Source organism: Bacteroidota bacterium, from assembly GCA_019637975.1.
Taxonomy (GTDB): Bacteria; Bacteroidota; Ignavibacteria; order UBA10030; family UBA6906; genus CAADGV01.
Window position 1 is genome coordinate 30,720 of sequence record JAHBUR010000027.1, and the last position, 23,273, is coordinate 53,992.

Below are 23,273 nucleotides of genomic sequence, written 5' to 3' on the forward strand. Positions count from 1 at the left end.
GTCTATTTCCACATCAATATAGTGTGCAGCCTGAACTTATTCAATTACCCGGCGTGCACCGACAAATCGCCGTTTGTAATATGTGCTTTCAAGAGTTGAAAGTGTAACCCCTTCAATCACACTGGCGTGCGCAAACACGCCATCTTCAATATAAATGCCTACATGAGATGGCGAACGTCCTGTAGTGTTGAAGAACACGAGGTCGCCAAACCGGAGATTTCGTTTCTGAACTTCGCTGCCCACGCGGAATTGCTCCGCTGTTGATCGCGGGAGCAACTTGCCGGCGGCATTTTTGTACACCTGGCACGTATAACCCGAACAATCAATCCCGTTTCGTGAATTGCCCCCATAGGAATACTCCGCACCAAGATACCGCACAACTTCGAGAAGGAAGTTATCGCGATTCAGGCCTTCGGGAATACTTGCGTCATATTCTTCCGACGAGCCGAGTTGGCTGAGAACTTCAGGCGATACCTTCCTGTCATCTTCACGGGCGCTTTCTCTTCGGATCTTTGTGATGAACTTGAACTCATCCTCTTCCTGAATGACCCCGAGTCTCTTCTCACCTTCATATTCTCCCCGTGTCGGGATGGAACCGGCGCATCCTCCCAGTACGAGCATGACAAGAACGCCGGCCGAGACCGGCAGGGCTGCATTGAACCACGAATTCAAAATTACGGTTTGGAACATCTCTCCCTGAATGCGTTGTGCCTTTCCTGTGCAAAAGGCAAAGCCTCCCGCGGGAGGCTTTGATTCAGCCCAAGTACGCTCGCAATTGCTTGCTGCGCGAAGCGTGACGCAGCCGCCGGATGGCCTTTTCTTTTATCTGGCGGACTCGCTCACGCGTCAGCTTGAATTTCTCGCCAATCTCTTCGAGCGTGAGCGAGTGTTCACGCCCGAGCCCGAAGTAGAGCCGGATAACCTCGGCCTCCCGGTCGCTCAAAGTCGAGAGCGCCCGCTCCACTTCCTTGCTCAGCGATTCTTTCATCAACTCGGAATCGGGAGAGGGCTGACGCTCATCTTGAATAACATCAAGAAGACGGTTATCCTCACCCTGAGCGAAAGGGGCATCCATCGAAAGATGGCGTCCTGAGATCTTCAATGTATCGGAGACCTCGAACAATGACATATCCAACTCTTCGGCGAGTTCGCTTGCACTCGGTTCGCGTTCGAATTCCTGTTCAAGCGTGCTGAATGCCTTGCCGATTTTGTTCAACGCGCCTACACGATTCAGAGGCAAGCGGACAATGCGGGATTGTTCGGCCAGCGCTTGAAGAATCGACTGCCGAATCCACCACACGGCGTAGGAGATGAATTTGAATCCGCGTGTCTCGTCAAATCGTTTCGCCGCTTTAATGAGGCCGAGGTTTCCTTCGTTAATCAAATCTCCGAGCGAGAGTCCCTGGTTTTGGTACTGCTTCGCGACGCTCACGACAAAGCGAAGATTCGCTTTTGTCAGCTTTTCGAGCGCCCGCTGGTCTCCCTTCTTTATGCGTTGTGCGAGATCAATCTCTTCGTCAGACTTCAGCAAATCGACCTTACCAATCTCCTGAAGATATTTGTCAAGAGACTGGCTTTCGCGATTGGTATATTGTTTTGCTGCTTTACCCATTCTTCTCCTTGATGTTCAAAAACTCGAAATCAGAGATCTGCTTCTCTGTCAATTCTGTCTATAATTCCCACAATGCTTGCATCAACCGGCGCCATCTCGACCGGAAGCGGGATGACGGCCTCCCTGGCAGTGATATACATTACCGTTTCGCCAGGCCCTGCGCCTACTGTATCTACTGCTACGATAGGGTCGCCGGTTTTTTCACGTTTGCCGTTCAGCGGCTGGATGAATTGCAGCTTGAAACTTTGCAGGTTCTCATCCTTGCGTGTTGCCCAAACAGTCCCTATGACTTCTGCTAAAAACATTTCTACCCCGTGACGTCAATCTTGTCAACAACGGCCATGATGACGGCATCCACGGGTTTGTTCTTTGTCAGTATTGTTTGCCGCGCCGAGCTGCCGCTGCACATCAACACGACATCACCGACACCTGCCTGTACGGTATCCACCGCAACCACGAATGTGTCTTTCAGCCTGTAATCGAGATCGAGATGCTTGACGATTTGAAACTTCATGCCGACAAGCTCCTCATCTTTGCGGGTTGCCCATACGGTACCAACAACTTTGCCCAGTATCATAGTTCACTCATATTGATGCGTGCAACATCAGCGCTGCACTGTTCTGAGAATCTCCTGACCCGATTTCCCCTCTGCAATGAGTTTTGTCGGAACAACAACGAGGCCTCTTATGCCCTTGAAATCCTTTCTCCTGTCTGTCAAAAGGGGGAGCCTGCTTTCGATACAGAGTCCTGCAATCAGAATATTCCAGCGATCTGCCTTCTTGTTTGATGCCATTAGTTCGCCGTATTTACGGGCGTTTTTGGGATTCAAGCCCAACACCTTCATCGCCGCCATCGAGTCTTCAACGATGTTCTTCTCTTCTTCCGACTTTGCCATCGCAAACAATTCGATTGCCTGATACGCCGTTGTGTAGCAGAAGAACCTGCCCATTGCGAGACGAAGCACGGAATGAGAATTCTTCGTTGTCAAGTGTTCGAGCAGGACGTCTGTATGAACCACAATCTTCGGGACACTCAAAGGGCCGCCTCTTTTCGGCGTCGCCCGTTCGATGCTCGTTTCGCCAGCGTTCCTTGACTCAGCAAGAACTTGATTACCTGTTCCCGCGTTTCAAGTTGCAGAGCTGAAATCCGTTCTATCTCCCCTTCGGTTACGTTGTTTTTCTTGAGACGGTCGCTGATCTCCTTCCTCTCCAAAAGAACATGGAGCTTCGAGCCGGAGAATCTCTCGGCTATTTCCCGCGGAACGGCGATCGTACCGTCCTGTTCCAAAAAGCAATCAAACTCTTGCACGGATTTCTTCTCCACTTACATCACCTCGCCCAGAAAGCTTGTCCCCGCAAGATTGTTCCTTACATCAAAAAAATCCGCCACGGTTTGCCCGATATCCGCAAATGTTGATCGCGTTCCGATGTTGCTGCCCGGCTGCTTCGACTTTGCAAAGCACAACACCGGAACATATTCGCGTGAATGATCCGTGCTCGGCGTAACAGGATCGTTGCCGTGATCCGCCGTGAGAACCAACAGATCGTCGTTGCCGAGCGTTCCGAGAATGCGGGGAAGTTCCTTGTCGAACGCCTCCAACGCCTTGGCCATCCCCAGCGGGTCGTTGCGATGACCGTACAATGTATCGAAATCCACCAGATTTGTGAAAATGAACCCCTGTTGTATTCTGGAAGACTCCGAGATTATCGCCGCGATGCCTTCGTCATTGCTTTTCGTGTGAATCTTCTTCGCCAAACCTCTTCCAGCAAACAGATCATCGACTTTCCCGATGCTGACGGTTTCGATACCCTCATGGGTCAGGAGGTCCAAAATCGTGATCCCGGCCGGCGGCAGCGAAAAATCACGCCGGTTGGTTGTACGAGTGAAATGGCCTTCTGTTCCAACAAACGGCCGGGCAATCACACGCCCGACTGAAAAATCGCCGACACAGACTTCATTACGTGTCCGTTCACACATTTCATATAACTGTGGAAGCGGAATCACTTCCTCATGAGCCGCAATCTGAAACACGGAATCCGCCGAGGTATACACAATCGGAAAACCTGTTCGTACATGCTCGTTGCCGAGCTCTTCGATGATTGCGGTACCGGATGCTGTTTTGTTTCCTAAATACCCCTTACTGCCTGTACGCTTGCAGAACTGTTTCAGCAGGGAATCGGGAAACCCGTTCGGGAATGTCGGAAACTCCCTCTCAAGAATAAGTCCCGCCAACTCCCAATGTCCCGTCGTGCTATCTTTTCCTTTCGACACTTCAGCCATTTTTCCAAAACTCGCCAGCGGCCTTGCCGAAGGTTTGACGCCTTTGATTGACGCAATGTTTCCCAAGCCGAGTGACTGAAGATTAGGAAGATGCAGCCCTCCGACAGCTTCTGCGGTATTGGATAACGTATTGCTTCCTTCGTCGGCATAGCGGTGTGCATCCGGAAGCTCCCCGATTCCGACTCCGTCGAGAATAATCAATACGAGTTTGCGTTGTGCTGAAATTGTTTATCTCCGGTTCCAAGCGCCCCCTTCGTTGAAGGGGTTAACATTTCCTGAAATGCAGATGGTACCTCTTCACACACTTCTGATGTGAAGAGTTCAGAGAATCAGTTGTAGACCATCTTCTCGTTGCATTTACAGACGTTTACGCGACGTTCATTGAACTTCACGCTGCTCGTCGTTTTTGATTGCTCGGATGAGACAAAGAGTAAAGGTTGGAAAATTGTGCCGCAAACAGGGCATTTTGAGCCCTTTTGTGCAGCGGCTTTTGCCGCTTTGTCGGCGAAGGATTGTTGTTTTGCCATGGCTGTTCCTGATTATTTCGAAAATACAATTTCTTGTTGATAGATCAAGTCTAAAATATGCGAACAAGGTTTCCGCCGCTTTCGATTGCCTTGTGCAACACTTGCGATGTTCCTGCAACCAGTTCATCTTTCTTCATCCCGCTGTTCAGTCCGCAAACGCCAACACTGACCGTTACCGAACAACTCAATCCGCCCAATACGATGATATTGCTGGCGATATGCTTGCGCACTTTCTCGGCCCACAAATAGGCATCGTTGGCCGTTGTATTCATGAGAATAACATTCAGCGTGTTTGCGTCCATACGTCCAATCACGTCGTACGGCTCGATGTTGGCCCGGACAAGTCCGGCAACCTGATTCAGAATTCCGTCAAATCCGTCTTTACCGTAGCGGTTCAGATGTTCCTGCATACCGTCGACGGCAATGGAAACCATCGAGAGTTCCGTTCCGAAATCCTCAGCCCGCTGTACTTCCTCTTCAAGTTTCTTGTTGAAGTGTTTTCTCGTCAACGAGCCCGTCGTCTGATCGACGGAGATGAACTCCTTCACGAGATCGTTCATATACAGCACTTCGAGCAACTCGGCGGCAGTTTCGACCAGACGGTAGATGGTTTCCGCTTCGTTTGGGGAAAATTGAAACTTGTTGCCGCTTTCGAGTGTCAACGCGCCGTAGCAACGATTCAACGAACTGATCGGCACACAGAGAAACGAGCCCCGAAGCGAAATCGTCTCGTCCGACGAAAACCGAATCTGTGGCACCGACTCCAGATCGGTGATATGCGTCAGCGAGTTTGAACGTATTGACTTCCCGACAATGCTGTCGCTGAAATCAACAGCATCGTTCGGCTCGGGATACGACATGCCGTTCCTGTTCACAACATTCTGCACCGCCCAACTGTTCAGTTCCTCGGAGTACATCGTGATTGCGAGAACATCCCAATTCAGCAACTTGCCTGCTTCTTCCGCGAGGGAGTCCAGAATCGTCTGCTCGCTGCGATCCGACTTGACCCGATCCTGAAGCCGCCGAATCGACGTCAGAACTTCGGAATCAAGCAGCAGGTCGTACTTGTTTGTGTAACTTTTGATAAGGGCGGAAACAACCTTCGTAAACTGACCCATCATCGAGAGAGTTTCGGCACCGAATGCGTCTTCCGCTTTGCTGTCGGCGACGATAACCCCCTCAGGCAACTGCTCGCCGTTGTTTTGGCCTGTAAGATAAAACACCGGAACAACTATCAGCGATTTGATGCCTTCTCCGACAATGTAGTGTCGGACCAGCTCCTTTTCTGCAAGAGGGGAAATTCTTCCCAACACTTGAGGCTTGCCGGTTCGCGCAACCTGACTCACGACATCCTCGTCAATCGAGTAGCGCTTCACGAGCATGAAGTTTGTGCTGTTTGTGATTCTCGCTTCCAGCACCATTTGCTGCTTCTCGCGGTTTGCCCAGAAAAACGCCACCGAATTGGCAAACAACACATCCTTCATCGCCGCCAGAAGCTTATTCAGCAGAAAATTGAACTCGCTTCGCGGCTCCGTTTCGTTCCGGAATATATCGGACTCCAGGTCAAAGAAGTCCGAAATATCAAATTCTTTCGGTTTCTCTTCCTTCGCCAACACAACAGGTTGAACTGTTCTTGTCGAAGGAACAACTGCCTCCTCCTGTGTAATCTCCTTCACAACATATCCGGCAGCGGATGTCGGTTGGAAATCATCGAAGAGCAGCGTTTTCATGTCCCCTTCAGATTGTGAATACAATTCCTCTTGTGTAGTTTCACCTTGCCGTTTTGCACGTTGCGGCCTGTTTCCCGGATCAAACACACCATCACGCTTCAGCACGTAAAGCAAATACGCCGCAAGAACAAGTGCCCCGATGCCGCTGACAATTCGCCCCACCGGCGAACCAAGAAAAAGACCAATGATGAGCGTACTGAAAATAGCCAGCGCAATAATGCCTTGGACGGTGCGAATCTTCTTCCAAATCAATTCAGCCATTGCGGGCAACGCCACCATCGGTCGTTCTTGTTTTCTCTGTGCGGCCTGAACAGGTACACTCAGGCAAGCTAAAACCGTTGAAAAGTAAGGAATTAGCAAAGGAAAGTCAACAAAATGACGAGATTTGAGGAGTTAATATTGCTTCATTGCACTCGTTTTCGGGCATCAGATAACGGGGGATGTACAAAAATCAGTGTGATTTCGAAGCGTTTATAACAGCGTTCCTCTAAGAAGAAATGCGGCAACGCTGAAATAGATGATGACACCGGTTACGTCCACCAGTGTGGCAACAAACGGAGCAGACGAAGTTGCAGGGTCTGCGCCAAGCCGCTTCATAACAAAGGGCATCATGGAACCGGTCAGTGATCCCCACATCACTATGAAAATAAGGCTGGAACCCACGGTCAGAGCAATCAGGATCGCGTGCTCCCCGTAAACATCTGAAAACAACGACCATCCTGCAATTCTCATGAAACCGATGATCCCCAGAATTGTTCCCAACGATAAGCCGGTGAGAAACTCCCGGCGCATCACGCGCCACCATGTTGCAAGCGTTACTTCCCCTAACGCCATTGCGCGGATAATCAGCGTTGCCGCCTGCGAACCGGAGTTTCCCCCGCTGGAGATGATAAGTGGTACGAACAGAGCAAGAATAACAGCCCTCGCTATTTCATCCTCAAATACCCCCATAGCCGTTGCCGTAAACATCTCTCCCAGGAATAAGACAACAAGCCATACCGCCCTCTTGCGCACCATTTGCGGGATGGAGATTTCGAGATAGGGTTGATCGAGCGCCTCGGTACCACCTATTTTCTGGATATCTTCGGTTGTTTCTTCTTCCTGAACCTGTAGAACGTCGTCAACCGTGACAATTCCAAGCAGATAGTTGCCGGAATCGACAACGGGGAGGGCTGTGAGATCATATTTTTTGAACGATTCGATTGCCATTTCTCTATCAGCCTGAACGGGAAGTGAAACGAAGTTTCCGTCAAGCATTTCGCTGACTTTTTTGTCAGGAGTAGCAAGAAGAAACTCCCTGATAGGAAGGTCATCCACCAACTTCCCCTTATCATCGACAATATAGATGACATCAAACGTTTCCTTATCGTGCCCGTTGGCGCGGATGTAGTTCAAAACATCCTGAACAGTCCAATCCTGACGCACAGCAATGTAGTCGGGCGTCATCAACCGACCGATGCTCTCTTCGGGATAGTTCAGGAGTGATTGGGCAATAGCCCGCTCCTGCGGACTCAGAAGGGCAATCAGTTGCTGAACAGCGGCGCTCGGCAACTCTTCGAACAAAGCCGTCCGGTCGTCGGGGGCCATATCGTTCAGGATATTCGCCACCTGCTCCCGCCCCATTGCTTTCAGGAGATTTGCCTGTTTCTCAAAGGCGAGATACTCATAGGTGTCGGCGGCAAGCGCACGGGGCAACAACCTGAAGATTATCGCCTGATCCTCGTAGGGAAGGTCGTCAATCAAATCAGCAAGATCGGCAGGATTCCAATCAACAAACAACTCCTTGAGCGTTGCGAAATCACGCGCCTCAATCAGCGCCCGGATTTCCGGCTGGATGGTTTTTCCAATCATAGCTTGCACCCTGCTGAAGGATTTTTTGGGATGAGGTTAAGATGAAAGATAGCGAGGTAGCGATTGAAAATCACCAACTTGAGGGAAGAAAAGGAGATTTTCTTTTGGAGGAAGAAGTCAGAAGCTGAACCCGAAACCTCCGTTGACGAAGACTCCCTCAACAGATGAGCCTACAGAAACGGAAAAAGTCAACTCTTTGGAAAGCGGGGCAAGCGAAATGCCTCCCCCTGCATCCGCGTGCCAGCCTTTGGGAGATCTGCCCTGCCAATATACGCGGCCCGCATCTCCAAAAAAGAATATGCCGACCTGAGTCGGGAGCAGAACCTTGGTCCTGAACAAATCAAGGCGCAGTTCGGCACTTCCTGTGAGTGAGGCATCCCCTGCAAAGCGGTTGAGATTGTATCCTCTCAGGTTTGCTGCACCTCCGAGAAAAGCCGCTTCATAAAACGGAAACTCGCCATCCACTTTTTCTGCCGCCACTCGCAACGCGAGGGTTGCCGGGCCAGAGCTAACGTACCTGCGGATATCTCCCGAGTATCGCTGAAAAGGCTGTGCGCCGTTAAACAGGCCGGGAAAATTCCACATAGAGATCGTCAACAAGTATCCTTCACGAGTAGCAACAGATGCGTCCACCATCGCAACAATAAACTCAAGGCCGGCTCCCAGTACAGATCTCTCGTCACCGAGTCCGGGGATCGTTGCCCCTGAAAGAAACCGGTTTTCCTGCCGCCGAACCTCGAAATGCTTGAACGAAGCACCGAACCTGACGGATGCTATCTTCCCCAACTTGACCTGAAGCTCGGGACGAAGGAAGTACTGCCGTGACGCAACACGATAGAAGTTGTTCTTCTCGAGATCGGAATTTCTCGGCGTATCATTGCCGTATCCGTAGAAGTTTCTCACCTCCAACTCCGAAGCATAGGCGAGAATGTCGAGCGAGATATGCTTGCCCAAATCCGGAAAAGCGGCAGTGTACACAACCTTGAAGCGACCTGTTTTGAACGTCAGTCCGCCGACAAGTTGCATCCGATACAAGTACGGAAACGTGCGAAATGCAAACTTGTACACAATGGCCCCGGTTCCGGCAAGAATTCCGTCTTCCGCTGTAATCCCAAACAATGAGCCCCAACGCCAGTCGGTTCCGTAATCCCGATAGGGTTGGTAGTTCGCCCGTTCTTCTTCATCCTCAACTTGTTGGGCTGCAACAAGTTGCGGGAATACCATTACTGCTAAAAGGAGCCCTATGAGGGCGATTGCTCTGTGAAAGCGGGGGCGATACGACATTAGTTTTGCGGTTGTCAAGGAAGCAATCGGCCCTCTTTATCAATCCAGAATTCCCTCTTCCCTCCCCCCATATCAATCATCTGGCCGTTCTGCCCGTCAAAGAACACGATGCGGAGCCTGTCGTTTTCGAAGCGCAACTGTGCAAACCCGCCACGTGATTCGCCTTTCTTGTCGCGTTGCGACGCTGTGAATTCCCGAGGCGGCAACGGAGATTTCACCTGCTTCATTTCCGAACCGGCGCCTGATACGACGTGAACCTTCGGACAGCTTGAACAACTGCCGTCGTCGGGATATGAAAGAAGCTGCAACGTATGGTCGTGTCCGGTTAACGTCAGATGGATTTTCACGCCTCCGGCGAGAATAACGGAGCGCAGGGCGTTGAGCATTGCCTGATATTTCTCGGCACAAACATCTTCGGGATCGATGGTGTTCATGAACCATCGGACGGCGTTTGAATCCTTGTCGCAGTTGGAGAGATACGTGATTGCGTTCTCTTCATCATCCCACACCGAATAACCGCCATGATCGCCAACCGAATACCAGGGATGATGTTGTATGAGAATCCGCCACACGATGCCGGGACGGGTCGCAGAGGTTGCCAGCATTCTTCTTAGACTGTCGAGAGCGGGCTTCCACGTCGAAATGTCTGTTCGCAGCGGCAGCGCGGAATCGAAGATGATGAACTGTACACTGTCCTGCCCGCCGCGACGTGACGGATACACAACCTCCGCAGGCATGTTGCGGTGGTACGTCCACCATTCAATTTCTGATGCACGCTGGTTCCCCCGATCCGACAAGCCAACCGGTCCCGCCGATATGTCAATCAATCCGAAGAGAAGCGATTTTTCGATAGCGTTCCTGGCGTAGTAGTCATGATTTCCCGCCACGGCGTGTACATTCTCCTTCCCCAAAAACTCGAAAGTCTCGCGAAACGGGCCGAGGGTTTTCTTGATCTTCTTGTCAACTTCGTCAGCCGGAACATTCAATCCCGTCGGATAGAAATTATCGCCGAGGAAGAACATGGCGTCGGGCAGGCCGGCACTGTGTCTTCCCGAGTACATGTTGTCAACGAGTTTCGCATTATCGCGCAGCACACTTCCCGGCTCGCCTGCATCGCCAATGGCAATCACGGTTAGAGGCCTGCCTTCTGCCGATTCATGTATGTCGCGTTGATGCGAACAACTGAGGGCTGTTGCGCCTATAAGGAAGAGAGAGAGTGGTTTCATCGTTTTCTAATATTGAACTAACCCCGGAGGCGGAGGTTCGTATGTTCTTGTGTCAACAACTGTGCGCGGGCCGGCGGCAATGCTATTCTCGCCTTTGTCGTCATAGAAGTAAATGCCGCGGCCTTGGGTTTTATCTGTGAGTTCATCATTTCCTCCTCCGCCTATGACGCGAACGACGATACCCGCACGGCCGCTTCCTGTGACTGTGCATTTGTCATCGCCGCCGTGGAGGTAGAGACGGACTTCGTCAGTCTCATTCTTGCGGAACGTCCTGCGAAACAGTTCAATCCCGCTATCGCCGGATTTCTTGAGATCGAATGCAACGATTTCCGTGCTGCCGTCGTCCAAGCGATGTACATCCACCAATTCCGCTTTGTCGCTGAAATGAACATCGACATAATCAGCAAGAAGTCGATAATATTCATCGGCAGCTTCCTTAAGCACATTGCGACGGGATTTCAGCGTTGCGGCCAGCCATTTTCCGCGCAAGGCGTAATGTTCAGGAGGAAGCTGCCGAACTGCGTGTTCAATCAGCTCATCGGTCAACGTACCGGCAACGTCATCCACCACCTTGTCCCATCGTGTCTTATCCAACGACACCAGCAGCCGGCGGTCAACAAATCTTCCGGAAAACGTCAGGCTGTTCATATCGCCGAACTCTTCATGAAAGTGATGGAACTGCGTGATTGCCCTCGCACCAATCAGCGGGAAGAGTCCGTCGAACAACGCAAACGCTTGATCGCGGTCGCGGGGAACGGGATACCAGATGTTCCGTCCGTTTTCTTTGAATCGTGCCCAGCGCCATTGATCGATATGTCTATCCCAATCTCCCACAAACACATCGAGCAAACGCGCTGTCAGCATCGCCCCGGCGTTCACCTGATTGTCATTATCCTTTTCAAGGGCTTCATAGAACTTGATGGTGCTGACGATTTTGTCAGAGCCTGCAAAGCCGGGGGTTCCGTCGGGGCCGTCGGCTGGATATTCTTCGATGATCCCGAGTATTCCGGCAAAGGTCGGGCGAAACCCTCCGAGCCGCTGATCATCAGGCATCATCACAATCGTCGGTTTGGGATGGAGAACGCCGAGCGCGTCGGCAAACACATCAACAACAAGCGCGGCTGAAGGATTGGATGAACTGATTTGATCCTGCACGATATCGGCTGCGAAGGTTTCACGGAGTTCAATCGGGAGAACGGCTTTCGGGTCTTTGTTCATTGAGCGGAATGCGTACTGCCGGCCATCTCTCCCCTGAAGGCGAAGCGACTTTGTTTGGAATCCGCCCCCCTGCTTGATGGGCGTCAGTCCGCCTGCGAATGTTGCAAGGTCAAGCACTTTCACCTTCGCAGGTGAAGTCCAGATATCCCGGTAATGCCTTCCGAACAACACCTCATGCAACCATCCGGCTTTGTATTCGAGCCCGGGAATAACGGTAAGAGAATCTGCAACAGAGGCAGACGGCGGATCAACAACGAACGCCTTACCGATTCCACCGTTGTCTGCCGTTGTGCCGCAACCGGCGAGAATTGAAATGATGAGAGGAAAAAGCTTGATTCTGTTCATTTTGAGAGAACGAATACCAAGAGGGTACGACTTCAGCTAAAAGTAGAGAATTGAGTTGAGAAGGGCAAACGGTAAGAGATTCAGTGGGATGAAACCGGCGCGGGCCGTACTGACCCGCGCAGGCAGAATATGACCGGCTGGAGCCGGCCTCAATCCCGGAAGAGTGACCTGTTCTATTTCTCAGAGCCGCCGATAAACTTGTACACCGCCGCGCCAATATATGCCCCAATAATCGGCGCTACCCAGAACAGCCACAACTGGGAAATCGCCCAATCTCCGGCGAACAACGCAACGCCTGTGCTGCGCGCAGGGTTGACCGACGTGTTCGTTACCGGAATGCTGATAAGGTGAATCAAGGTGAGCCCCAAGCCGATGGCGATGGGCGCAAACCCTTGCGGGGCGCGCTTATCCGTCGAGCCGAGAATGATGAGGAGAAACATCATCGTCATCACGATTTCTGTAACAAGCGCGGCAACAAGCGAGTACCCCCCGGGCGAGTGAGCTTCATATCCGTTCGAGGCAAACCCGCCGACACTTGTGAAGTCCGCTTTGCCCGATGCGATGAGGTACAGGACTCCGCCAGCGGTAATCGCGCCCAGAACTTGCGCCGCAATGTACGGGACTAGTTCCTTGGAGGAAAAGCGTCCGCCTGCCCAAAGACCAATGGAAACTGCGGGGTTTAGGTGGCACCCGGAAATATGTCCGATTGCGAACGCCATGGTCAGCACCGTCAAGCCAAAGGCTAACGACACGCCGAGCAGGCCGATGCCCAACCCCGGAAATGCCGCTGCAAGCACAGCGCTGCCGCATCCGCCGAGAACGAGCCAAAACGTTCCGAAGAACTCTGCGGTGTATTTCTTCATAATTGCACCTGATGATGTAGTGAGTGGATGGGTTAAGTGGTGGTTGGCGGTGCAAAGTAAGCAGGTATTGCTGTCAATGTCAATAGATAAGTTGCCTCATCAAAAGACGTGACGAAGAAGGGAAGTTGTCACAAAAAAATCGGGGCATCTACTCCAGGGTTTGGCGGAAACGCGTCACACTCAGGCCGAGGATGGCAATCCCAAAGCCGAGTAACGCCGCCGCCTGAGGCCAGAGATGCGCCGCATCTGTTCCCTTGAGGAATATTCCTCTCACAATCTCCAGGTAATACCTCAGCGGAATGAGGTAGGTAAGATATTGAACCCACTCCGGCATGTTGGCAATCGGAAACGTGAACCCGGAAAGAAACAGAAACGGCATAAACACAAAGAACTGAGCTATCATCATTGCCTGTCCCTGTGACTTCGAAATGGTCGAGACGAACAGACCAAGACCGAGCGTGGAAAGCAGAAACAATCCGCTGAGTCCGAACAGCAGCCAGACGCTTCCCGCAAGCGGCACTTCGAACCAGAAGCGTGCAAGAGCCAAAACAAGAATCGCATCAACAAAACCGATAATCACAAACGGAATGAGTTTGCCGAGTATGAACTGATATGACTTGATTGGCGTGACGAGAATCTGTTCCAACGTCCCGATTTCCTTCTCCTTTACAATTCCTACCGAGGTGAGAGTCATGGTAATAATCATCAGCACCATTGCAACAACGCCCGGCACCATGTAGTTTTGGCTCTTCAGGTCGGGATTGAACCAGACCCGCGGTTCGGGCAACACCTGTGGTAGGCTCATTCCCCGTCCTGCAGCACTGTACTCGGCAAGTATCTTGCGTGAGTATGCATGGACAATTTGTGTTGCATAGCCCAGCAAAATGTTCGTCGTGTTCGCGTCGGTGCCGTCGAGAATCACTTGTACTTGCGATGTTTCCCGGGCAAGCAGATTGCGGCCGAATCCTTTGGGAATAACCAGCGCAATGTTCGCCTTCGCTTCCTCGATGAACGGCGCAACTTCATCAGGCTTTTCAACAGCAAACCGGGCAATGAAATATCCCGACGTCGTGAAACTCTCGATCAACTCCCTGCTTTCCACCGTCCGGTCCATGTCGCAGACAACCATTGTACTGTTGGTGATGTCGGTTGTTGCCGCGTAGCCGAGTAGAAACACCTGAAGGATAGGCGCCATGATGGAAACGCCCAACATGCGCTTGTCCTGACGGATTTGGTAGAATTCTTTCTTTATGATCTCTACAATTACAGAGATTGAATCGCGCATACGCTTGTACTGTCAGAGTGTTCTTTTTCTAAACTTCCGTGCACTGATTCCCACGGTCACGGCAGCAAAGAGCATCATGTACAGAAATTGATCCCACACAGCAAAGAACCCGACGCCTTTCAGCATCACTCCTCGCACAACGACAAGGAAGAATTTGTTCACAGCGAGGTTCGACAATACCTGCAACGGAACAGGCATACTCGCAATCGGAAACACAAATCCCGACAGCAAAAACGTCGGCAGCAGCGAACTCAGCATTGCCACCATGAATGCCGTTTGTTGCGTGTCGGTAATACTGGAGACGACAAGCCCCTGACCGAGTCCCCCCAGAATCATTGTAAAGATTGCAGCATACAGCAACAGCACGCTTCCCTTGATTTGGATGTCGAACAACAGGTAGCCCACCAGCAGAACCGACGATGCAACGACAAGACTGATCACCGAATACGGAATGACCTTGCCAACAATCACCTGCAGCGGGTGAAGCGGAGAGACCATGAGTTGTTCCATCGTGCCCCGTTCTTTTTCCCGGACCACAGTCAATGCGGTTGACACAACGGCGGCCAGCGCAATGAGAAACCCGAAAAGCCCGGGAATGAGAAACTTGGCCGACAATAAATCCGGATTGTACCAGATGCGGGGCTGGAAGTCGATCGGTACAAACTGGCCTCTCCCCTTTCGCTGGAGGAATTCTGTCACGAGGCGGGAGGAGTATTCCATACTCATCCGCGTTGCATAGCCAATTGCTTGACCGGCGCTATTCGCATCAGCACCATCGACAAGAATCTGAACTTTCGCGCTCCGGTTTGCCAGAAGCTCACGTCCGAAATCCGTCGGGATGACAATTGCCGCCTTCGCCCAGCCGTGCAGAAACAACTCGTCAATTTCGTCATAGCTGCCGACATAAAATGAAGGGGTGAAGTATTCGGTATTCTCAAACTGACGGAGAAACGTCCTGCTTTCCCCTGTTTTGCTTTGGTCATAGATTGCCAAGGGGATATGCTTCACGTCAAAATTCAGCGCGTAGCCCACCAACGCAATCAACACAGTCGGCAATACGAGCAAAATGCCGAGCGTCGTGGGGTCACGACGTATCTGCCGGAACTCTTTGATAACGATAGGTCGAAGGGCTCTGAACATACTCATGAACCGGAAGAACTTCTATCCAACAGGTACAAGAACACATCCTCCAACGATGGGGTAATTCTGTGGACATTGAACGATGCGATTTGCTTTTCGGCGAGAGATTGTTGAATCAACTTCGTTCCTTCTTTCTCTTCCTCCACCATCACGTGAAGAGCCGTGCCGAACACCGAGGTCTCCAACGCCCAACGTTGCTCACGGATTGTCTCAAGCGCGTCGACAACATTGTGCTCCAATCCCGACACTTCAAGAATCGGGTTCTTGATGTGGTCGGTTTTGAGTTCAACCGGGCTACCGCTTGCTATCAATTTTCCTGCGTTGATCAGAATGATATCGTTGCAATACTCCGCCTCGTCGAGAAAATGCGTTGTGACAAGAACCGTGATTCCTTCAGAAGAAAGCTGATTGATCAGTTCCCAGAAATTTCTTCGGGAGATGGGATCCACTCCGCCGGTAGGCTCGTCCAGGAAAACGATTTTCGGTTCGTGGAGAATAGCACAGCCGAGCGCAAGACGCTGCTTCCATCCGCCCGAGAGGGTTTTTGTGAGACTATCCTCCCGTCCCTTCAGGTCCGCCATCTTCAGCACCCACTCCATGCGATGGTTGAGGCGTAAGTTCTTCAGGCCGTACACACCGCCGTAGAACCGGATATTCTGTTCCACGGTCAAATCATCATACAACGAGAAGCGTTGCGACATGTACCCGATATTGAGCTTCACCAGATCCGTTTGTGTAATGATATCGTACCCGCCCACTTTCGCCGTTCCGTCAGTCGGGCGCAACAACCCGATCAGCATGCGAATTGTCGTTGACTTGCCGGCGCCATTGGCGCCAAGAAAGCCGAAAATCTCTCCCTGCTTTACCGAAAAGTTCACGCTATCGACAGCAGCAAACTTTCCGAACCGCTTTGTGAGATTGCTGACTTCTATTGCATTCGTTGACATACGACTCTACAAAACTCTATAAACTCTACAAACTCAATCACAAACTCCCTATAACTCTATCCAACCGCGTTCTCGCAATCTCGTGTTCAATCAACGAACCAGAGTAATTCGTCTTTGCCTGCAACAGCGTGACGTTTGCGTCGAGCAGATCGGTTGATGTTGCAAGGCCCCGCTTGAACTTGTCGTTCAACGTGCGCTGGTTTTCCTCGGCTTGTTCGATGGCCAGCATGGCAACCTGTACTTTCTCCTTTGCCCGCACTACGGCGAGCAACTGGCGGCGGACATCGAGCGCGACATTCTCTTTGAGCTGATCAAACATCAATTCCTGTTGATGGAGCACGGCATGGGCCTGCCCGGTTTGGTGGGACGTTGTCTCCCAGGTCCAGAGATCGAGTTGCATCTGAACTCCGACATCCCACGTTCCCTTGAATTCATCGCGTGTAGGTTGATATCGTTGATTCGGACGATTGTAATAGAAATTTCCGGTCAGGAAAATTTGCGGCCACCAGTTCGACTGAGCTGCGCTTACCGTCGCCTTTGCCGCCTCAAGGCGGGATTGCATTGCTTGAACATCCGTCCGGTTCGTAAGCGCCAAAGCGACAAGGTTCGGGGTTTGTAGCGCATCATCCCCCTCGCGGTGGGGTTTCGTGTCAGGCTCTGCAGGAAAACGCGGCATATCATCCGGCTCGGCCGGAGGCCAGGGTTTCGATGCAAGCTGTATCTGTGTTTCAAGCGGCTGACCTATAATGTTGTTCAGATTCATCATTGCCAGCTCGACATCGTTGCGTGCATCAATTTGCGCAAGACGTGCGTTGTTGAGTTGCAGCTGGACTTTGAGCAAGTCGTTGCGGGTCACCAGCCCCGCGTTCAGCAAGTTCTTCGTATCCTGTTCGTTCGTCTCAAGCCGCACAACATTCTCGTCAACAAGCCTCTTCACTTCCATCGTCTGGTGCAGCGTCCAATACGCCACCGTGATGGCGAATTTCTGATCGGAGGTTTCATTCTTGTTGTCGAATTCTGCTGCACGTGCCGCATACGCAGCCGCCTGCGCATTGCTCTCAAGTTTGAATCCGGTAAAAAGAGGCTGCTGGAGAGAAATCCGGGTTGCGTAGTTGTTCAGAACCGTCGGTGCAATGACTATCGGTTGCGGCAAGAACGGAACGGAAACCTGAAACGGATCAACATCACTCAGTCGCTGATAGCTTGCGGTCAACTTAAGCGACGGGAGTCGTTGTGCCGATACCTCGCTTTCCTTCGCTTGTGCCGCATCGACTTTCAGGGTTGAGATTTTCAACGCCCTGCTGTTCTCCAGCCCGATGCGGATGGCGTCCGGCAACGAGAGAACGACGCTGTTTTGTGCCGAGACGTGACTGGAGAAAATGAACAAAAGCCAAATTGCCGACCCTGCAGCCGATTTTATTCCTCGGTTCATACTTCAACCTCATGCTTTTCGATTTGCGTAAGTAATGAGATGAATACATTTTCAAGTGACGGAGAGATTACACGCCACGATGTTACAGGGATCTTCTCCTTTCCCAGAATTTCCTCCATCTCTTTCTGGGCAGTAGATGCTTCCGATACGACGATATTGAGCCTATCGCCGAACGTCTGGACTTCCCTTGCCGCGGAATGAGCCTTCAATGCATGGGAAGCGTCACGGACTCGTCCACAAACAATTTCCACTACTTCCCCGCGCATCAGTGCCTTCAGGTTCGACGGCGTGTCAACACGTATGATCTCTCCCTTGTTCATGAATGCAACACGCAAGCATCGTTCCGCCTCATCGAGATACGGCGTGCTCATGAAAATCGTGATTCCGCTCTTGAGCAGACTCTGCAAAATCCGCCAGAAGTCACGCCGTGAAACCGGGTCAACACCCGTCGTCGGTTCGTCAAGGAAGATGATTTTCGGCGTATGAACCAGCGTACAAGCAAGCGCGAGCTTTTGCTTCATCCCGCCCGAGAGTTTCTCGGCAAGCCTGTCTCTGAATGGCGTCAGTCTCGTGAATTCCAACAGTTCCTCGCGCCTCTGCTTAAAGTCATACACCTTATTGATTTCTGCAAAGAACTCGATATTCTCATCAATCGTGAGATCTCCGTACAATGAGAAACGCTGCGAGAGATAGCCGATTTCCTTTTTGACTTCGTCGGGATGTTTGACAATATCGTGTCCAAGAATCATTGCGGTACCGGCGCTCGGACTGAGAATGCCACACAGCATGCGAATCAACGTTGTCTTTCCCGCGCCATCGGGACCGACGATGCCGAACATTTCACCGGACTTTACATCGAGACTGATGCCGTTTACGGCTCTAATAGCTTCAAACGATTTTGATAGATTGCGTATTTCTATCGCTGGGGTAGTCATTAGTCATTCGTCATTGACCCGGGTTGCTTCTGCCGATTGATTTGATGTACGAGTTCAATTTGAGATGAAGGGTTTTCAACTTCTCAATCAGATCGTCATAGCGTTTTTCCGAGATGAAGTTTCTACCCTTCGCCTCCATGAGCCACGTTTTCGTTTCCATCAACGATCCCCGAGCGTAGTAGCAGAACTGCCGATTCTCTTTGTAGTGATAGCGGCCAAATCCTTCCGAGATATTTGCGGCGATCGAATCTGCCGATTCAACAAGCTGACCGCCGATAGTTCGCTTCGCGAAGTACTCCCACGTATCAACGAACTTCCACACGTCTTCACCAATATCCATCGCCATTTGATACACCTCCAGCTCTTCGAGTCTCAGCATATTTCCTCCAATCGCAAATGACCAACGACTACTGACTACTGACCAATGACCAACCTCGCATCTGCCGGCAATCCCGGTTTCAACGCGCCGTCTTTGTTTTCCACTTCGATTTTGACACCAAAGACGAGCTTGGTTCGTTCTTCCTTCGTTTGCACATTTTTCGGAGTGAATTCGGCGCTCGGAGAAATGAATGTCACCTTCCCTTCAAACGTTCTGTCCGGCATGCCATCAATCTTTACCTCTGCTTTTTGTCCGAGGCGGATATGAGGCAGATATTGTTCATTCACGTAGATAACGATCTTCACGATATCGAGATAGGTCAACCGTATGACATTTGCGCCCGGAGTAACAAGTTCTCCTACTTCAACGGATTTTAGCGTCACAGTTCCTTCAGCAGGCGCAACAATAGAACAATCACGAACTTTCTTTCTGAGCTGGTCGGCCTGTGCTTCGGCCTGTTCGCGGCGGGCGCGGGCGATTTCAATCTCCGGTTTTCGGAGGCCGCGAACGAGTTTTTGATATGTTTGCTCGGCCGAGACGAAGCGCGCATACACATCATCGTATTGTTTTTGGGTGATGGTTTGTGCGGCGAGGAGTTCTTTCATCCTTTCATAATCTGTCCGGGATGTCTTGTATGCGGCTTCGGCTTGGAGAATATCTTCTTTGCGTGAGCCTTCAAGGGCAAGCCTGTACTGCGCATCTGCGGCAGCAGCATTTGCCAACGCCTGACGGAGTTGGATCTGATAATCCGTATCGTCAATCACGACAAGCGTATCGCCTGCCGAAACCCGCGTTCCCTCCATGACCCAGACTTCTTTCACTTTGCCGGCGACTTCGGAGCCGATATTGATGTTTGTCCCCTCGATCGTTCCGGATGCCTCAATGGCGTTGCGATCGTTTCCCGAGCATCCGCCTGGAACCGTTAAACCCGCTGCAAGAAGTAGTACGAAGACACGCTGCATAATTTCCTCAGAGAAATTGTTGTTGATTCAAAATGAATTGATCGGGGTGAGTCGCAATTGTTCGAACTGCTGTCTCCCCTGCGCCGTAACTGCACCGATGAAGAAAATGCTTATGATCTCACTCACCGCTTCACCAATGGAAAAGGACTCTTGAGTAAGAACTTCCGGCTGGACAATCCGCTCGATTGCCCCTATCACGCTCATCAAGAATACGCGTTTGTTCATCTCCGGACGCATTGTGCCTTCGCTGATGCCCTGATTGATAAGCCGCTCAAATGCATCGGACAATCGTTTCCTCCTGAACTCCTCAATATGCTTCCAAAACTCCGGGAGCCGCCTCTTGATATCCTGGCCGTAGATTGGTGATACGCGGTTGATGTTGCTTGCAAGCATGGTGATAATTTCGGAGAGTTTCTCGACGGCACTTTTGTCACTGAGGAGAATCCTTTCGACGTTGCCGCGGACTGTTCCCATGAATCTTTCCATAATCTGCTGTACAACATCTTCTTTGCTTGAGAAGTATTTGTAGAAGGTCTTCTTGCTAATCGCCAGATCGGCGGCAAGTTCATCAACGGTGATTCTGACAAAACCCTCCTTGAAGAATCTCTCCTGGCAGTGCGAGAGTATTTTCTCTTTTATGAGTTCGTCTTCAGGCATTTGGTGTTTCACTACAGAAACTGGTCGAGTATTATTCGTTTCCACATTGTACTAGCAAGAAAGCTTTCAGAAAAGCAATCTGTTATTAGGAAACGATAATCGTGTTATTCGTTTCCAATATACATGAGAATATGTGGAATGTCAAGCTGATCAGGAAATTAATCTTTGAACTGAAAACAAAAAGCCCTCAATTCTTTCGAATTGAGGGCTTCCAAACCGGAACGATCTTTCGAGTCGTTCGACAGGCTTAGTACATGTCGCCCATGCCGCCCGGAGGCATTGCAGGCATCGGCTTCTTCTCTTCCGGCTTCTCAACAATGGTCGCCTCAGTCGTCAGCAACAGAGCTGCAACCGACGCGGCATTCTCGAGCGCTGTACGGCTCACCTTCGTCGGATCGATAACGCCGGACTTGATGAGGTTCTCATACTGCTCGTTGTATGCGTTGAAACCGAAGTCGTCTTTGCCTTCCTTCACCTTGTTGACAACAACGGAAGCCTCGAGGCCGGCATTCGCCACAATCTGGCGGATCGGCTCTTCGAGCGCCCGGCGAACGATCTCGATGCCGGTCTCCTGATCTTCATTCTGCGTCTTGATTCCGGCGAGCTTTGAAGCAGCACGGAGATACGCAACACCACCACCGGGAACGATGCCCTCTTCAACTGCAGCACGAGTTGCATGCAACGCATCTTCGACGCGGGCCTTCTTCTCCTTCATCTCCACTTCAGTCGCTGCACCAATCTTCAGAACGGCAACACCGCCTGAGAGTTTTGCAAGGCGTTCCTGCAGCTTCTCACGATCGTAGTCGGATGTCGTCTTCTCGATCTGTGCCTTGATTTCGTTTATGCGCTTCTTGATGTCATCCTTCTTGCCGGCACCTTCGACAATCGTCGTGTTATCCTTGTCGATAGAGACCTTTTTTGCACGGCCAAGGTAGCTGACGGTTGCGTTCTCAAGCTTGTATCCCTGCTCCTCGGAAATAACTGTACCGGCGGTGAGGATTGCGATATCTTCCAGCATTGCCTTGCGACGGTCGCCGAAGCCGGGAGCCTTCACTGCTGCAACGCGGAGTGTGCCGCGCAGTTTGTTCACGACGAGTGTTGCAAGGGCTTCACCCTCAACATCTTCCGAAATCACGAGAATCGGGCTGCCGGTCTGGGCAACTTTCTCGAGAATGGGGAGAAGATCCTTCATCGAGCTGATCTTCTTGTCGTGAATAAGAATCATCGGATTCTCAAGAACTGTTTCCATCGTCTCGGCATCCGTCACGAAGTAAGGGGAGAGATAGCCGCGATCAAACTGCATACCTTCGACAACGTCAATCTGTGTATCGGTACCCTTTGCTTCTTCCACAGTGATCACGCCGTCGGTTCCGACCTTCATCATTGCGTCGGCAATCAGATCGCCGATCACATTATCATTGTTTGCGGAGATGGAACCAACCTGGGCGATTTCTTTCTTGCTGGTCTTGTCGACCGGCTTGCTGAGTTCTTTCAACCCTTCAACAACTTTGGTTACCGCAACTTCGATACCGCGCTTCAAATCCATCGGATTGGCGCCAGCGGCAACATTTTTCAAACCCTCACGAACGATTGCTTGTGCAAGCACAGTGGCTGTTGTTGTTCCGTCACCGGCAACATCGGAAGTCTTTGAAGCAACCTCACGTACCATCTGAGCGCCCATGTTCTCGAGGGCGTTTTCGAGTTCAATTTCTTTTGCAACCGTGACGCCGTCTTTCGTGACGGTCGGTGCGCCGAATTTCTTGTCGATCACAACGTTGCGGCCTTTCGGGCCCAACGTTACTTTCACTGCATCTGCAAGCTGGTCAACGCCGCGCTTGAGCGAAGTCCGAGCATCAGAGCTGTACTGAATGTTCTTTGCTGCCATGCTTACATCTCCTTGGTTGATTGTTTCTGAAAATTTCGATTACACAATTGCGAAGATGTCTGCTTCGCGCATGATGAGAAGTTCTTCGCCTTCCACGGTCACTTCGGTTCCGGAGTATTTTCCGTACAACACTTTGTCGCCGACTTTGACTTCGGGGGCAACTTTCTTTCCGTCGTCGGTGACTTTGCCCGGACCAACGGCAACTACTTCACCGATCACCGGCTTTTCTTTTGCGGTATCGGGAAGGATGATACCACCCTTGGTTTTCTCTTCTGCTGCAGCGGGCTTAATAATAACCCTGTCAGCCAATGGCTTCATTTTCATGGAACCTCCTTGTTGGTGTTGTTTGATTTTTTGTAACTGGTTTGAATACAATATCTTAGAGAGATTAGCACTCTCCATATAAGAGTGCTAATAATATATATAAAATCTGCAATATGTCAAGAGGTGTGGAATTAAGAAGTGTTAAGGAATGACCGGAATCAATCCGAAAACGGCAAGTTTCGGAAAATAGGAAATGAGACGGGTGAAGAATGGCTATCGGGCAGCTTTGACTTCAAAAAAATGCAACCCGTAGCCTGGCAGGTCGAAGTACATTCCTTTGTGCTGAAGTCCGGTACGGTCACGGGAAAATACCGCCGGGCTCATCAAATCCCGAAACTCGAACACCGTTCCTTTCAGGTTATCGAGCCCGATGTCGATGTAGCATTGCGAG

The 23,273-nt window shown here is 51.1% G+C and carries 24 protein-coding genes; all 24 read right to left on the minus strand.

Annotation, left to right across the window (positions count from 1 at the left end):
* Positions 1-36: 36 nt before the first annotated feature.
* Entirely contained in the window at positions 37-690 is a 654-nt protein-coding gene (locus KF749_14030; protein ID MBX2992267.1) for a C40 family peptidase, read from the minus strand.
* 64 nt (positions 691-754) lie between these two features.
* Positions 755-1,612, minus strand: coding sequence for a sigma-70 family RNA polymerase sigma factor (locus KF749_14035; protein MBX2992268.1), 858 nt, complete (start codon positions 1,610-1,612; stop codon positions 755-757).
* 29 nt (positions 1,613-1,641) lie between these two features.
* Complete coding sequence (locus KF749_14040) at positions 1,642-1,917, minus strand: EutN/CcmL family microcompartment protein (GenBank protein MBX2992269.1); 276 nt, start codon at positions 1,915-1,917, stop codon at positions 1,642-1,644.
* 2 nt (positions 1,918-1,919) lie between these two features.
* Positions 1,920-2,189: a EutN/CcmL family microcompartment protein gene (locus KF749_14045; protein MBX2992270.1), complete on the minus strand. Its 270-nt coding sequence runs from the start codon at positions 2,187-2,189 to the stop codon at positions 1,920-1,922.
* 27 nt (positions 2,190-2,216) lie between these two features.
* Complete coding sequence (locus KF749_14050; GenBank protein ID MBX2992271.1) at positions 2,217-2,648, minus strand: hypothetical protein; 432 nt, start codon at positions 2,646-2,648, stop codon at positions 2,217-2,219.
* Entirely contained in the window at positions 2,645-2,935 is a 291-nt protein-coding gene (locus KF749_14055) for a hypothetical protein (protein ID MBX2992272.1), read from the minus strand. Before KF749_14055 ends, KF749_14050 begins: the two co-directional genes overlap by 4 nt.
* Positions 2,936-4,117: a phosphopentomutase gene (locus tag KF749_14060; protein MBX2992273.1), complete on the minus strand. Its 1,182-nt coding sequence runs from the start codon at positions 4,115-4,117 to the stop codon at positions 2,936-2,938. It abuts the gene before it with no gap.
* A 104-nt stretch (positions 4,118-4,221) separates the two neighbouring features.
* On the minus strand, positions 4,222-4,419 hold the full coding sequence (locus tag KF749_14065; GenBank protein MBX2992274.1) for a hypothetical protein: 198 nt from the start codon (positions 4,417-4,419) through the stop codon (positions 4,222-4,224).
* A 50-nt stretch (positions 4,420-4,469) separates the two neighbouring features.
* Complete coding sequence (locus KF749_14070) at positions 4,470-6,410, minus strand: diguanylate cyclase (protein ID MBX2992275.1); 1,941 nt, start codon at positions 6,408-6,410, stop codon at positions 4,470-4,472.
* A 210-nt stretch (positions 6,411-6,620) separates the two neighbouring features.
* Positions 6,621-8,000, minus strand: coding sequence for a magnesium transporter (mgtE, locus tag KF749_14075; protein MBX2992276.1), 1,380 nt, complete (start codon positions 7,998-8,000; stop codon positions 6,621-6,623).
* A gap of 117 nt (positions 8,001-8,117) precedes the next feature.
* Positions 8,118-9,224 (minus strand): BamA/TamA family outer membrane protein, encoded by a 1,107-nt coding sequence (locus KF749_14080; GenBank protein ID MBX2992277.1) that lies wholly within the window; start codon positions 9,222-9,224, stop codon positions 8,118-8,120.
* 74 nt (positions 9,225-9,298) lie between these two features.
* A complete protein-coding gene (locus KF749_14085) occupies positions 9,299-10,510 on the minus strand; it encodes a metallophosphoesterase (protein MBX2992278.1) in 1,212 nt (403 codons plus the stop codon).
* A gap of 6 nt (positions 10,511-10,516) precedes the next feature.
* A complete protein-coding gene (locus KF749_14090; protein ID MBX2992279.1) occupies positions 10,517-12,073 on the minus strand; it encodes a hypothetical protein in 1,557 nt (518 codons plus the stop codon).
* Between the two features lie 173 nt (positions 12,074-12,246).
* Complete coding sequence (gene aqpZ, locus KF749_14095; protein ID MBX2992280.1) at positions 12,247-12,936, minus strand: aquaporin Z; 690 nt, start codon at positions 12,934-12,936, stop codon at positions 12,247-12,249.
* A gap of 148 nt (positions 12,937-13,084) precedes the next feature.
* Positions 13,085-14,221, minus strand: a complete 1,137-nt coding sequence (locus tag KF749_14100; GenBank protein ID MBX2992281.1) for an ABC transporter permease — start codon at positions 14,219-14,221, stop codon at positions 13,085-13,087.
* Between the two features lie 12 nt (positions 14,222-14,233).
* On the minus strand, positions 14,234-15,367 hold the full coding sequence (locus KF749_14105) for an ABC transporter permease (GenBank protein ID MBX2992282.1): 1,134 nt from the start codon (positions 15,365-15,367) through the stop codon (positions 14,234-14,236).
* Positions 15,364-16,308, minus strand: coding sequence for an ABC transporter ATP-binding protein (locus KF749_14110; protein MBX2992283.1), 945 nt, complete (start codon positions 16,306-16,308; stop codon positions 15,364-15,366). The genes KF749_14105 and KF749_14110 overlap by 4 nt, the downstream gene beginning before the upstream one ends.
* 37 nt (positions 16,309-16,345) lie before the next feature.
* A complete protein-coding gene (locus KF749_14115; protein MBX2992284.1) occupies positions 16,346-17,740 on the minus strand; it encodes a TolC family protein in 1,395 nt (464 codons plus the stop codon).
* Positions 17,737-18,675: an ABC transporter ATP-binding protein gene (locus KF749_14120; protein ID MBX2992285.1), complete on the minus strand. Its 939-nt coding sequence runs from the start codon at positions 18,673-18,675 to the stop codon at positions 17,737-17,739. Before KF749_14120 ends, KF749_14115 begins: the two co-directional genes overlap by 4 nt.
* 10 nt (positions 18,676-18,685) lie before the next feature.
* Positions 18,686-19,054, minus strand: coding sequence for a four helix bundle protein (locus KF749_14125; GenBank protein ID MBX2992286.1), 369 nt, complete (start codon positions 19,052-19,054; stop codon positions 18,686-18,688).
* A gap of 35 nt (positions 19,055-19,089) precedes the next feature.
* Complete coding sequence (locus tag KF749_14130; GenBank protein ID MBX2992287.1) at positions 19,090-20,016, minus strand: efflux RND transporter periplasmic adaptor subunit; 927 nt, start codon at positions 20,014-20,016, stop codon at positions 19,090-19,092.
* A 27-nt stretch (positions 20,017-20,043) separates the two neighbouring features.
* Positions 20,044-20,673, minus strand: a complete 630-nt coding sequence (locus KF749_14135) for a TetR/AcrR family transcriptional regulator (GenBank protein MBX2992288.1) — start codon at positions 20,671-20,673, stop codon at positions 20,044-20,046.
* Positions 20,674-20,920: 247 nt separating this feature from the next.
* Positions 20,921-22,558: a chaperonin GroEL gene (groL, locus tag KF749_14140; GenBank protein ID MBX2992289.1), complete on the minus strand. Its 1,638-nt coding sequence runs from the start codon at positions 22,556-22,558 to the stop codon at positions 20,921-20,923.
* A 39-nt stretch (positions 22,559-22,597) separates the two neighbouring features.
* Positions 22,598-22,882 carry a co-chaperone GroES gene (gene groES / locus KF749_14145; GenBank protein MBX2992290.1) on the minus strand — a complete coding sequence of 95 codons (285 nt, stop codon included), beginning with the start codon at positions 22,880-22,882 and terminating at the stop codon, positions 22,598-22,600.
* Between the last annotated feature and the right edge of the window lie 391 nt (positions 22,883-23,273).